The organism is Nocardiopsis mwathae, from assembly GCF_014201195.1.
Classification (GTDB): domain Bacteria; phylum Actinomycetota; class Actinomycetes; order Streptosporangiales; family Streptosporangiaceae; genus Nocardiopsis_C; species Nocardiopsis_C mwathae.
Genome location: NZ_JACHDS010000001.1, coordinates 1,980,251 through 1,992,233, shown reverse-complemented (window position 1 = coordinate 1,992,233; position 11,983 = coordinate 1,980,251). Strand labels below are relative to the sequence as shown.

Genomic DNA, 11,983 nt, shown 5'->3' with positions numbered 1-11,983 from the left:
GCGACCGGGCGGTGGAGGCCGCAGCGATCAGGAGCGCGGGAACCGGTGGCGCCGCCGGTGGAGGGTCAGTGGTGCTCCACGCCGTCCGCCGCCCGTGCGGCGAGCGAGCGCAGCAGTTCCACCGCTCGGGGGCCGTCGGTGTGGGGGACGAAGAGGTGGTCGTGGTGGAAGCCGGCGACGACGTTGCACGACAGGTCGGCATCGGCGAGTACGGCGGATACGGCGGCGGTGAGCCCCACGGCCTCCAGTGCGGAGTGGACCCGCAGGGTGATCCAGGCGGCCTGGTAGTCATAGGCCAGGCCCGCCGCATCGGCCTCGGCCTGGCGGCACACGATGGTCAGGGCCTCGTCCTCGGCGACGGTGACGACCGGCTGCACGCCCTCCGGGACCCGGTCGGCATGGGTGAAGACGTAGCGGCCCGGACGCAGCTCGGGTCGCATCCCGGTCAGTAGCCGGGTGAGGTCGTGTTCGGCGGTGCTCACGCGCTCTTGATTCTCCCCGTCCGCGGTTCATGTGATGACCGCGTCGACCTAGGTTATGCGGTCGAGGGCGGCGGACAGGCGCAGGTCGACGTCCCCGGGCCGACGGGGGCGTCGGCACGTGCGGTGGCCCGTTCCCTTCGGCGTCACGTCTCCGCAGGACGGATGCGGAAGACCTGCAGTCGGCGGTCGTAGTACTTGTCGGTCTCGCCGACCCACTCCATGCCGATGCGACGGGCGGTGGCGATGGCGCGTTCGTTGTCGGGGCGCGCGACGGCGAACAGTTCCTCGATGCCCTGGTCGAACGCCCACCGGATGAGGGCCCTGCTCGCCTCGGTGGCATACCCGTTGCCCCAGACGTCGGGGCGCAGCTGCCAGCTGAGCTCGAAGTCCTCCTCATAGGGGGGCAGCTGCCGCAGCGAGAGCCCGCCGATGAGTTCGCCGTCCTCGGCGCGGACGATCGCCCAGCGGCCGGCGGGCGGCACCAGGTCGGGTTGGGCCTCGGTCCAGGCGTGCAGCACCGACCGCATCGCGGAGACGTCGGACACGGTGTGCATCTGAGGGGTGAGCCACCGCGCGACTTCCTCGGCGCCGTAGATGCTCAGTGCGGCATCCGCGTCGGAAAGGTCCCAGTCGCGGATGATCAGGCGCTCGGTGCGCACTTCAGCGGTCATGTCCCGAATGTAACCGCACGCGAAGGGGTCCAAACGGCGGGCCCCCTGGCCACACGGTCCTCCGGTGTCCCCGGCGTCACCGACCCGTACATGCAAGCGGGGGCCGCCCGGTCTCCCGGACGGCCCCCACAGCAAGGCTCACGAAGAGCTCAGGTCTTAGAGGCCCTGAACGTTCTCGGCCTGCGGGCCCTTCGGGCCCTCAGTGATGTCGAACTCAACGCGCTGGTTCTCTTCCAGGTTACGGAAGCCAGACCCGCTGATGTTGCTGTAGTGCACGAAAACGTCGGGGCCACCGGCGTCCTGCTGGATGAAACCAAAGCCCTTTTCGCCGTTGAACCACTTGACGGTTCCCTGCGCCATACGCGATCTCCTACCTTCTGAAGATCAGTTCCAGACCCGCACTTTGCGGCTCTGCAGGTGCTGCGAACCTTTTTCTTCAGAAAAGAAAAACGCCCGCTGGTCAAAAACTCCGCGGGCGATCACACACGATCAAGCGAAATCAAGACTGCAACCTGTCTGCGACGCTATCACACGGACCACTCCAGTGTCATGTGACCGTGATCACCTGGGCGTTTCCGGTGGGCACCGGCCGACACCCGTCGCCGACGGTCGGCTCCCGGCCACGATGGGAGACCGCGCGCCGCCCCGAGTGCCAGAATGGGGGTAGGTTCACGTCGTCGACGTCGACACCGCGTTCATAGGGGGATGAGCCGCCCATGTCCACCGCACCGAGCGACGACCCGCGCCAGGACGACCCCCGGGTCGAGGCTCCGCACACCCAGGCCGTCGGCCTCCCCGCCATCGTCAACAGCCTGCGCGTGGTCGGGGAGCAGTCCGGGCCCAAGCGCGGCCTGCTCACCCTGGTCAGCGTCAACCAGAAGAAGGGCTTCGACTGCCCGGGCTGCGCCTGGCCGGAGCCCGACCACCGGCACCCGGCCGAGTTCTGCGAGAACGGCGCCAAGGCGGTCGCCGAGGAGTCCACCCGCCGCGCGGTCACCCGGGAGTTCTTCGCCCGCCACAGCGTCGCCGACCTCGCCGAGCGCTCCGGGTACTGGCTGGGCCAGCAGGGCCGACTCACCGAGCCCATGTACCTGGCCGACGGCGCCGACCACTACACGCCCATCGGGTGGGACGAGGCGTTCGGGCTGATCGCCGACGAGCTCGGCGCGCTGGACTCCCCGGACGGCGCCGCCTTCTACACCTCGGGGCGCACCGGCAACGAGGCCGCGTTCCTGTACCAGCTGTTCGCCCGCCGGTTCGGCACCAACAACCTGCCGGACTGCTCCAACATGTGCCACGAGTCATCGGGGTCCGCGCTGACCGAGACGCTGGGCATCGGCAAGGGCAGCGTGCTGCTGGACGACATCTACCGGGCCGACCTGATCATCGTGGCGGGGCAGAACCCGGGCACCAACCACCCCCGCATGCTCACCGCCCTGGAGAAGGCCAAGCGGGCGGGCGCGCGGATCATGACGGTCAACCCGCTGCCGGAGGCCGGGATGCAGCGGTTCAAGAACCCGCAGACCGCGCGCGGCCTGGTCGGGCGCGGCACCCGGCTCACCGACCTCTTCCTGCAGATCCGGGTGGGCGGTGACCTCGCCCTGTTCAGCGCGTTCAACCGGCTGCTGCTGCAGATCGCCGAGCGCAGCGGCAGCGCGGCCGTCCTCGACCGGGCCTTCATCGCCGAACACACCCACGGCTTCGAGGAGTTCGCCGCGCGGCTGCTGGACACCGACGAGGAGGCGTTCTGGGCCAAGGTGTCCCGGGCGACCGGGCTGGCCCGGAAGGAGATCGACGAGGCGCTGGCCATGGTGCTGGCGTCCAAGCGCATCGTGGTGTGCTGGGCGATGGGCCTGACCCAGCACAAGCACGCGGTGCCCACCATCCGGGAGATCGTGAACTTCCTGCTGCTGCGCGGCAACGTGGGGCGCCCCGGCGCCGGCGTGTGCCCGGTGCGCGGGCACAGCAACGTGCAGGGCGATCGCACGATGGGGATCTTCGAGCGCCCCTCACAGGACTTCCTGGACGCGCTGGCCGAGGAGTTCGGCTTCGAGCCGCCGCGCGAACCCGGGCTCGACACGGTCGATACCATCCGCGCGATGCGCGATGGGCGGGTGAAGGTGTTCTTCGCGATGGGCGGCAACTTCGTGTCGGCCTCGCCGGACACCCGCGTCACCGAGGACGCGATGCGGCGCTGCCGGCTGACCGTCCACGTGTCCACGAAGCTGAACCGGTCGCACGTCGTCACCGGGACGCGGGCGCTGATCCTGCCGGCGCTGGGCCGGACCGACCGGGACGTGCAGCAGGGCGGCGAGCAGTTCGTGACCGTCGAGGACTCGATGTGCATGGTGCACGCGTCCCGGGGCAAGGTCACCCCGCTGTCATCGGAGATGCGCTCGGAGGTCGCGATCGTCTGCGGCCTGGCCCGCCGGGTCCTGGGCACCGACGACACCGTGCCGTGGGAGTCCTTCACCGCCGACTACGACCGGATCCGCGACCGGATCGAGCGCGTGGTGCCGGGCTTCGACGACTTCAACGAGCGCGCCCGCCGCCCCGGCGGCTTCGCGCTGCCCCACGCGCCGCGCGACGAGCGCCGGTTCCCCACGGCGACGGGGAAGGCCAACTTCACGGTCAACGCGATGACCGCCCCGGAGGTCCCCGAGGGCAGGCTGCTCCTGCAGACCCTGCGCTCCCACGATCAGTTCAACACCACCATCTACGGGCTGGACGACCGCTACCGCGGCATCCACGACGGCCGCCGCGTCATCCTCGTCCACCCCGAGGACTGCGCCGAACTCGGCGTCGAAGGCGGCCGGTACGTCGACATCGTCAGCGAATGGACCGACGGCACCGACCGCCGCGCACCCCACTTCAAGGTCGTCGAATACCCCACCACCAGGGGCTGCGCCGCCGCCTACTACCCGGAGACCAACGTCCTGGTACCCCTGGACTCCACCGCCGACACCTCCAACACCCCCACCTCCAAGTCGATCATCGTCCGCCTGGAACCCGACTCCGGGCACTAGTGTCCTGATTGGTTAGTTCGTTTATGGTTGTGGGATGAGTCTTCCCGGACCGAAACCGCCACCGCTGGACCTGTCCGAGGACGAGCGCACCGAGCTCCAGCGGTGGGTCAGACGCCGCAAGACCGCCCAGGACCTGGCCCTGCGGGCGCGGATCGTGCTCGCCTGCGCCCAGGGCATGTCCAACGCCCAAGTGCGGCGCGAGCTGGGGGTGTCGGCGCCCACGGTGACCAAGTGGCGGCAGCGCTTCGCCGAGCACCGCTTGGAGGGCCTGACCGACGAACCACGGCCGGGCCGGCCGCGCACCGTCACCGACGCCCAGGTCGAGGCGGTCGTGGCCGCGACCCTGGAGACCAGGCCCGCCCACGGCACCCACTGGTCCACACGCTCCATGGCCAAGCACACCGGCCTCACCCAGAACGCGGTCTGGCGGATCTGGAACGCCTTCGGCCTGCAACCCCACCGCACCGAGTCGTTCAAGCTCTCCACCGACCCGTTCTTCATCGACAAGGTCCGCGACGTGGTCGGCCTGTACCTGGACCCTCCCGAACGGGCGGTCGCGCTGTGCGTGGACGAGAAATCCCAGATCCAGGCCCTCAACCGCACCCAGCCGGTCCTGCCGATGATGCCCGGCACACCCGAGCGCGCGACCCATGACTATGTGCGCGCGGGAGTGACCAGCCTGTTCGCAGCCCTGGACACCGCCACCGGCCGGGTGATCACCTCCATCCACCGCCGGCACCGCGCCACGGAGTTCAAGAAGTTCCTGGCCAAGATCGACCGCGAGGTCCCTGCCGAGCTGCAGGTACACCTGGTCCTGGACAACTACGCAACGCACAAGACACCCGAGATCCGCAGGTGGCTGCTGCGCCACCCCCGGTTCCACCTCCACTTCATCCCGACCGGCTCGTCCTGGCTGAACCTGGTCGAACGCTGGTTCGCCGAGATCACCGAGCGGCTGATCCGCCGCGGCACCCACCGCAGCGTCCAAGCCCTGGAAAAGGACATCCGCGCCTGGGCCGCGTCCTGGAACGAGGACCCCCGCCCATATGTGTGGACCAAGACCGCCGAGGAGATCCTCGACAGCCTTGCCTTCTACTGCCAACAAATCAACAAACGAACTAACCAATCAGGACACTAGGGCGTGTTTGACGGATCATTCCCGGCTCGCGGCCACCGGAACGACGCTCGCTGCGCCGCTCCACTCGTGAAGCCGACCTGGATTGACTTCGTGAAGCGGCTTGCGAGCGCCGCCCCGGACGGCCGCTCGCTCACCGGAAAGCATCCGCCAAACACGCCCTAGGGGCGGCGGAGTTCGGCCAGGACGTGGCGGCCGCCGGGGGTCACAATACGCACTTCGGGGAAGTGGAACCACACCAGTGTGCCCTCGTTCAGCCGGAACCCGGCGCGGCGCAGGGTGTCCAGGGTGGTTCGACCCAGGTGGCACCCGGCGCACAGCCGCGGCCAGAAGGTGGCGTCGAGCAGCCACTCCACCGCCCGCGCGGCCGGGGCCGCCGCGCCGACGTGGCCCAGGAAGCGCAGCCGCCCGCCCGGTCGGAGGACCCGGTGCAGCTCGGCCGCGGCCGCGGCCTCGTCGCGCACCGAGCACAACACGTGGCTGGCGACGGCGGCGTCGAAGGATCCCTCGGCGGCGGGCAGGGCCTCGGCGATACCCCCGGTGACCCGCACGGGGACGGGAGCGGTGCGGGCGGCGGCGCGGGCCAGTGCGCGCAGCCGGGGCTCCGGTTCCACTGCGAGCACCCCGGTGACCTCGGGCGGGTAGTGGGCGAAGTCGGCGCCGTCGCCCGCGCCCACCTCGATGACCCGCCCGGCCAGGCCGGCCAGCAGGTCGCGGCGGCGCTCGGCCATCCCCCCGCGGTCCATGCCGACCCGCAGCCGGGGCCAGATGCGGGCGAAGACCGGGTGGCGCAGGTCGGTGGCCGGGATTCCCCGCGGGTCCGGGCCCGGGCGGGACGGTTCACCGCCGGCGGTCATGTCGCACTCCAGAGACGAGGACAGGGCATGCAGGTCTCCTCGTCGGCTTTCCGGGCCGATAAACATCGGCGCCCCGCCCGTCCGGCCGAACAGCGGCGGTGTGCCGGCTGATCCGGGCACGCGGCCGGGTAGGAGACCAGTAACAAGCCCGAACATGGGCGGTCCGACCCGCCCATGCGCAACCAACGTCCTCGCTCCCGCCGCTCCTCGGGTGGTGTCATGACGTACAACGCCCCGTCCCACACGCCGTTTCCCGGGAGGAAGCCGTGGCCCGAGACAGCGCACGGATCCGCATCGACGACCTGGCCGCGGTGGTCTTCGACATGGACGGGGTCATCACCGACACCGCCTCCGTGCACGCCGCCGCGTGGAAGGCCGTCTTCGACGAGGTGCTGCGGTCCCCCTCCGCGGCCGACGGCGCACGCCTGCAGCCGTTCGACGCCGCCGGCGACTACCTGGCGTACGTCGACGGCCGTTCGCGGTCCGACGGCGTGCGCGCCTTCCTTCGCTCCCGCGGCCTGGCCCTGCCCGAGACCGCTCCCCCCGACGCCCCCGACACCGCCACGGTCGCCTCGGTGGCCGCGCGCAAGGACCGGATCTTCCGCGACCGCATCACCCGGGACGGCGTCCGCGTGTTCCCCTCCACCGTCGCACTGCTGCACCGTCTGCGCGGCGCCCGCATCCCCACCGCCGCCGTCTCGGCCAGCCGCAACTGCGCCGCGGTACTGCACGCCGCCGGTGTCGAGGACCTCTTCGACGCGCGCGTCGACGGGGTGGAGGCCGCCCGGTTGGGCCTGCCGGGCAAACCCGATCCCGCCCTGTTCCTGGAGGCGGCGCGGCGGCTGTCGGCGGAACCCGGGCACACCGCCATGGTCGAGGACTCGCTGGTGGGGGTGGAGGCCGGACGGCGCGGCGGCTTCGGGTGGGTGATCGGGGTCGACCGCGGCGATCAGCGCGGCGGACTGTACGAACGCGGCGCCGACATCGTCGTCTCCGACCTGGCCGAACTCGACTTCGTGGAGGTCTCCCCGTGAACGCCTGGACGCTGACCTACGACGAGCTGAGCCCCGACCGCGCCGGGCTGCGCGAGGCGCTGTGCACCCTGGGCAACGGGTACTTCGCCACGCGCGGTGCCACGCCCGAGCCGCACACCGACGGCTCGCGCCGCCCGGGGACCTACATCGCGGGCTGCTACAACCGGCTCACCTCCACCGTCGCCGGCCAGGAGGTGGAGAACGAGGACATGGTCAACGCCCCCGACTGGCTGCCGCTGACATTCCGGGTCGGGGACGGGCCGTGGTTCACCACTTCCGAGGCCCACGACGACCGGGTGGAGCTGGATCTGCGGCGCGGCGTGCTCACCCGCACGTGCAGGGTGCGTGACCAGGCCGGCCGGGTGACCCGGATGACGCAGCGCCGCCTGGTCTCGATGGACGACCCGCACGTCGCCGCGCTGGAGGCGACCCTGGTCCCGGAGAACTGGAGCGGACGCCTGACGGTGCGCTCGGCGCTGGACGCGCGCGTGCGCAACGAGGGCGTGCGGCGCTACTCGCTGCTGCGCGGCGACCACCTGCGCCCCCTGGACACCGGCCGCGACGGCCCCGACGCGGCGGGCACCGGCCGCACCTGGCTGCGCGCCGAGACGGCCACCTCCCGGATCCGCATCGCGCTGGCCGCCCGGACCTCGGTGGATGTGCAGGCGTCCGACCGCGGCACGCTGGGCGAACCGGTCGCCTCGGCGGCCGACGGGTGGGTCGCCTGCGACCTGGGCGTCGATGCCGCCGAGGGGCGGGTGGTGCAGGTGGAGAAGGTGGTGGCGCTGTACACCTCCCGCGATACGGCCATCAGCGACGACCTGACGGCGGCGCGCGAGGCGGCCGCGCGCGCCGGCACCTTCGGCGAGGTGCTGCGCCGCCACACGCTCGCCTGGGAGCGGATCTGGCGGTCGTGCGCCGTGGACATCGGCGGCGGCGAGGGCCAGCTCGCCCTCAACCTGCACGTCTTCCACCTGTTGCAGACAGTGTCGCCGCACACCGCCGACCTCGACGTCGGGGTGCCCGCGCGGGGGCTGCACGGCGAGGCCTACCGGGGGCACGTGTTCTGGGACGAGCTGTTCGTGTTCCCGTTCCTCGACCTGCGCTACCCGCAGACGGCGCGGGCGCTGCTGCGCTACCGGTGGCGACGCCTGCCCCAGGCGCGGGCGGCCGCTCGGGAGGCGGGGCTGCGCGGTGCCCTGTTCCCCTGGCAGAGCGGGAGCGACGGGCGGGAGGAGACCCAGGTCCTGCACCTCAACCCCCGTTCGGGGCGGTGGCTTCCGGACAACTCCCGGCTGCAGCGGCACTCCGGGATCGCGATCGCCTACAACGTCTGGCAGCACTACCGGGTCACCGGGGATGTCACCTTCCTCTCCGACTTCGGGGCGGAGCTCCTGCTGGAGATCGCCCGCATGCTGGCCTCGCTGACCGAGTTCGACGAGGAGGCCGGGCGCTACCGGATCCGCGGCGTGATGGGGCCCGACGAGTACCACGACGGCATGCCCGACCGGGAGGAGCCCGGTCTGGACGACAACGCCTACACCAACATCATGACGGTGTGGGTGCTGATGCGGGCGCTGGAGGTGGTGGAGGCGCTGCCGGAGTGGCGCAGTCGGGACCTGCGGGAGGCTTTGGAGCTGACGCCGGCGGAGCTGGAGGAGTTCCGTCGCATCACCGAGCGGATGCGGGTGGTGTTCCACGACGGCGTGGTCAGCCAGTTCGACGGGTATGCGGGGCTGGAGGAGCTGGACTGGGCGGGCTACCGGGCCACCTACGGCGACATCCACCGGCTGGACCGCATCCTGGAGGCGGAGGGCGACACGTGCAACCGCTACCGGGCGTCCAAGCAGGCCGACGTGCTGATGCTGTTCTTCCTGCTTCCGGCCGAGGAGTTCGCGCGGATCCTGTGCCGGTTGGGCTACACCTGCGAGCCCGATCTCATCTCCCGGACCATCGACTACTACCTGGCCCGCACCTCGCACGGATCGACGCTGAGCTCGGTGGTGCACGCCTGGGTCCTGGCCGACACCGACCGCGAGTCGTCGTGGCGGTTCTTCCTGGAGGCGCTGCGCTCCGACATCGAGGACGTGCAGGGCGGAACGACCGCCGAGGGCATCCACCTGGGCGCGATGGCGGGGACCGTGGACATCCTCACGCGCTGCTACACGGGCCTGTCCACGGCGGAGGGGGTCCTGCGGCTCGACCCGCTGCTGCCCGCCGAGCTCGACTGCTTCACCTTCCGGATCCGCTACCGGGGCCACTGGGGTATCGAGGTGTCGATCTGCGAGGGCCGGGTGGCGATCACCGTGCCGCCCTCCGACGAACCGCCGCTCGAAGTGGAGCTGTCAGGGCGCCGCGTCGACGTCCCGCCGGGTCACACGCGGGTCATGGCCCTGCATCCGGCCCACGGCGCACCGACCGGGGTGTGAGAGACGCCCGGGTCGACCGGCGCGGAGGACGACGAAGGGCCCGCGGCGTCCGGACGTTCGGACGCTGCCGCGCCCCGGTCGGCCGCGGTGGAGTGGAGGTGCCCGACCGGCACCGGGCGGGCGCGGGGCCCGCGCCCGCCCGGTGCCGGAGCACTGCCGGACCCGACGGGTCCCCGACCTGAGGAGTGAGGCGGCCGAGATGTTGGTTCGAGAGGCGATGACTCCCCCGCGCCTCCTGCTGGCCGAGGACACGCGGCTTAAGGAGGCGGCCGCGGCGTTCGTGCGCACCGGTGTGCAGGCGGCGCCGGTGATCGGCCCGTCCGGAAAACTGTGCGGGATCGTGACCGAGATCGACCTGCTGCGCGACCGGTTGGAAGCCGACCCCCGCGCGTCGATCGCTCCGCGCCCGGCACCGGAATCCCCGCTGCCCCGCCGCATCTCCGATGTGATGACCCGGCAGGTGATCACCACCACGGAGGTCGGCGACGTCGCGGAGCTGGCGCAGCGCATGTACCACGCGCGGATCCGGTGTGTGCCGGTGGTGCGCGAGGGCACGGTCATCGGCATGGTCTGTCGGCGCGAGCTGCTGCGGGCCTATGCGCGCCCCGACACGCGGATCCGCGACGAGGTGCTGACGGCGCTCAGCGTGCGCGGCCCCTACACGCGGGGGTGGGACGTGCGCGTGGCGGACGGTGTCGCGCACCTGTCCGGCCGCAACGGGCATACCCCTGCGGAGGAGTCGCTGGTGGCGAGCATCGCCCGAATGGTCCCCGGGGTGAGCCGGGTGGTGGTGGAATCCGGCTGACCCCGGGAGGCCCGCCGCCCCCGCCGACGCCCCGGGTCAGGGGAGCGTCGGCGGGGGCGGCGGGCCTCCCGGGGCACACTGCCGTGCCGGGTCAGGTCACCCACGGACCGCGGTAGGCGTCGTCCGCTGATTCCTGCGGCGCCGTGCCGGGCCGGGGCACGCCCGCCGCCCCCTCACCACGGCGGTGCCGCTCCGCGGCCGCGCGGACCACCAGGCGGCGGTAGGCGGCGCGGAGGACCTTGTCCACCGCGGCGTACACGCTGTCGGCGTCGGCGACCGCGTGGACGTCGCCGGATGAGGAGCAGACCGCCACCTCGATCCGGGTGATCTCGCCGTACCCCGGAACGGCCAGGTGGCGCACGGCCCCGTGGACGCGCCGGATGTGCGGGCCGTGCCGGCTGTCCAGAGCGGCCAGCCGGTCTTCGACGTGGGCGGCGACCGCCGCGTCGAACCCGCGCCCCGTGGACACGGTGATCCGCCGGTCCTGCCAGGCCTCTGTGCGTCCCATGGTGGTTCCCCCTCGAACGGCCTCGTTGCCCGGGGCCCTGGTGGGCGGTTGTCCTTCGCCAGTCTCGACGCGTCGCGCGGGTCCTGCCAGCGCCATGGGGCCCGGATCGGCCCGGCCCTTCGGCCCGATTCGGTGCGGCGCCTGCCTCCCATGCTCCTCGGGACCATCGGCCCGTCCCCTGGACCGTCGGACCCCGTGCACCGGCGTCCGCGTCCGGCGACCATCGAGACAGGGGCCGCCGCGGCCGCGTGCCGATGCGGGTACGCCCCGACCGGCACGACCCGTCCACCTTCGGGGGAAGAGATGAAGACCGACCACCGCCCCGAACACGCCAGGGGCGACCTCGGGCGACGCGTGGCCCACCGCCGAGCCGAGCTCGGCCTGAGCCGCGAGGAGCTCGCGCGGCGGGCCGGGATGCACCCCGGCTACATCGCCTACATCGAGGAGATGCCGCCGCAGCTCACGCGGGGGGCGCTGCACCGGCTCGCCACCGCACTGCGGACCTCCGAGGAGGCGCTCCTGGGGGCCGAGTCGGAGCTGCCTCCCGGCTGCCACGCGACCTCCACCGGCGAGGCCGAGTTGGACGGGCTCTCCGTCGAGGAGTGCATGGAGCTGATCTCCTGCGGGGGTATCGGGCGCCTGGCGTTCCACATCGCCGGCGAGGCCGCGCCCAGCGTCCTTCCGGTGAACTTCGCGCTGGTCGACGGCGCGATCGTGGTGCGGACGCGTGCGGGCGGTGTCATCGGGCGCTACGCACACGGCGACGTCGGCTTCGAGGTCGACGCGATCGACGGTGTGATGGGCGAGGGGTGGAGCGTGCTGATCGCCGGCCGCGCTCAGCGGATACGCGAATCGGACCGGCTGATGGAGCAGCTGGCCGCGGTACCCGTCCGTCCGTGGCCGGAGGGGCACGGCGACGCCTACCTGCACATCGTTCCGTTCCGGGTGACCGGGCGCCGGATCCGCTCACGCTGGGGGCCGTGAGGCGCGGGAGGGGCGCCGGTGTCCCCCGGCTCTCCCCGGAGGACACCGGCGA

11 protein-coding genes are annotated in these 11,983 nt (G+C 72.0%); 6 read left to right on the top strand and 5 right to left on the bottom strand.

Annotated elements, in window-relative coordinates; genetic code table 11:
• Positions 1–65: 65 nt before the first annotated feature.
• The 3 genes from HNR23_RS08200 to HNR23_RS08190 form a co-directional block, all read right to left on the bottom strand.
• Positions 66–482 carry an ACT domain-containing protein gene (locus tag HNR23_RS08200; RefSeq protein ID WP_184074823.1) on the bottom strand — a complete coding sequence of 139 codons (417 nt, stop codon included), beginning with the start codon at positions 480–482 and terminating at the stop codon, positions 66–68.
• A 143-nt stretch (positions 483–625) separates the two neighbouring features.
• Complete coding sequence (locus HNR23_RS08195; RefSeq protein WP_184074822.1) at positions 626–1,153, bottom strand: GNAT family N-acetyltransferase; 528 nt, start codon at positions 1,151–1,153, stop codon at positions 626–628.
• Positions 1,154–1,309: 156 nt separating this feature from the next.
• Positions 1,310–1,513 (bottom strand): cold-shock protein, encoded by a 204-nt coding sequence (locus HNR23_RS08190; RefSeq protein WP_184074821.1) that lies wholly within the window; start codon positions 1,511–1,513, stop codon positions 1,310–1,312.
• Positions 1,514–1,869: 356 nt separating this feature from the next.
• Between HNR23_RS08190 and HNR23_RS08185 the strand changes: the two genes are divergently transcribed.
• Together HNR23_RS08185 and HNR23_RS08180 are read left to right on the top strand one after the other, a co-directional pair.
• On the top strand, positions 1,870–4,179 hold the full coding sequence (locus tag HNR23_RS08185) for an FdhF/YdeP family oxidoreductase (RefSeq protein ID WP_184074820.1): 2,310 nt from the start codon (positions 1,870–1,872) through the stop codon (positions 4,177–4,179).
• 34 nt (positions 4,180–4,213) lie between these two features.
• Positions 4,214–5,317 carry an IS630 family transposase gene (locus tag HNR23_RS08180; protein WP_184072741.1) on the top strand — a complete coding sequence of 368 codons (1,104 nt, stop codon included), beginning with the start codon at positions 4,214–4,216 and terminating at the stop codon, positions 5,315–5,317.
• Positions 5,318–5,475: 158 nt separating this feature from the next.
• Here HNR23_RS08180 and HNR23_RS08175 read toward each other — a convergent pair whose 3' ends face one another.
• On the bottom strand, positions 5,476–6,171 hold the full coding sequence (locus tag HNR23_RS08175) for a class I SAM-dependent methyltransferase (protein ID WP_184074819.1): 696 nt from the start codon (positions 6,169–6,171) through the stop codon (positions 5,476–5,478).
• A 266-nt stretch (positions 6,172–6,437) separates the two neighbouring features.
• Here HNR23_RS08175 and HNR23_RS08170 point away from each other — a divergent pair, with 266 nt between their 5' ends.
• From HNR23_RS08170 to HNR23_RS08160, 3 genes are all read left to right on the top strand, one after another.
• Positions 6,438–7,205 carry an HAD family hydrolase gene (locus tag HNR23_RS08170; RefSeq protein WP_343070475.1) on the top strand — a complete coding sequence of 256 codons (768 nt, stop codon included), beginning with the start codon at positions 6,438–6,440 and terminating at the stop codon, positions 7,203–7,205.
• Positions 7,202–9,634 carry a glycoside hydrolase family 65 protein gene (locus tag HNR23_RS08165; protein WP_184074818.1) on the top strand — a complete coding sequence of 811 codons (2,433 nt, stop codon included), beginning with the start codon at positions 7,202–7,204 and terminating at the stop codon, positions 9,632–9,634. The genes HNR23_RS08170 and HNR23_RS08165 overlap by 4 nt, the downstream gene beginning before the upstream one ends.
• A gap of 199 nt (positions 9,635–9,833) precedes the next feature.
• On the top strand, positions 9,834–10,439 hold the full coding sequence (locus tag HNR23_RS08160) for a CBS domain-containing protein (RefSeq protein ID WP_184074817.1): 606 nt from the start codon (positions 9,834–9,836) through the stop codon (positions 10,437–10,439).
• A 91-nt stretch (positions 10,440–10,530) separates the two neighbouring features.
• On the opposite strand, the gene HNR23_RS08155 is transcribed toward HNR23_RS08160, so the two are convergent.
• The gene (locus HNR23_RS08155; RefSeq protein WP_184074816.1) at positions 10,531–10,947 is read right to left on the bottom strand and encodes an HPF/RaiA family ribosome-associated protein; all 417 of its coding nucleotides are present in this window, start codon (positions 10,945–10,947) and stop codon (positions 10,531–10,533) included.
• Positions 10,948–11,250: 303 nt separating this feature from the next.
• On the opposite strand from HNR23_RS08155, the gene HNR23_RS08150 reads away from it, so the two are divergent.
• A complete protein-coding gene (locus HNR23_RS08150) occupies positions 11,251–11,931 on the top strand; it encodes a helix-turn-helix domain-containing protein (protein ID WP_221308062.1) in 681 nt (226 codons plus the stop codon).
• The last annotated feature ends 52 nt before the right edge of the window (positions 11,932–11,983 follow it).

Bases quoted from the DNA above. Each gene is read 5' to 3' on its own strand.
- HNR23_RS08195 (WP_184074822.1), bottom strand. From the start codon at position 1,153: ATGACCGCTGAAGTGCGCACCGAGCGCCTGATCATCCGCGACTGGGAC.
- HNR23_RS08160 (WP_184074817.1), top strand. From the start codon at position 9,834: ATGTTGGTTCGAGAGGCGATGACTCCCCCGCGCCTCCTGCTGGCCGAG.
- HNR23_RS08190 (WP_184074821.1), bottom strand. From the start codon at position 1,513: ATGGCGCAGGGAACCGTCAAGTGGTTCAACGGCGAAAAGGGCTTTGGT.
- HNR23_RS08155 (WP_184074816.1), bottom strand. From the start codon at position 10,947: ATGGGACGCACAGAGGCCTGGCAGGACCGGCGGATCACCGTGTCCACG.
- HNR23_RS08150 (WP_221308062.1), top strand. From the start codon at position 11,251: ATGAAGACCGACCACCGCCCCGAACACGCCAGGGGCGACCTCGGGCGA.
- HNR23_RS08185 (WP_184074820.1), top strand. From the start codon at position 1,870: ATGTCCACCGCACCGAGCGACGACCCGCGCCAGGACGACCCCCGGGTC.
- HNR23_RS08175 (WP_184074819.1), bottom strand. From the start codon at position 6,171: ATGACCGCCGGCGGTGAACCGTCCCGCCCGGGCCCGGACCCGCGGGGA.
- HNR23_RS08180 (WP_184072741.1), top strand. From the start codon at position 4,214: ATGAGTCTTCCCGGACCGAAACCGCCACCGCTGGACCTGTCCGAGGAC.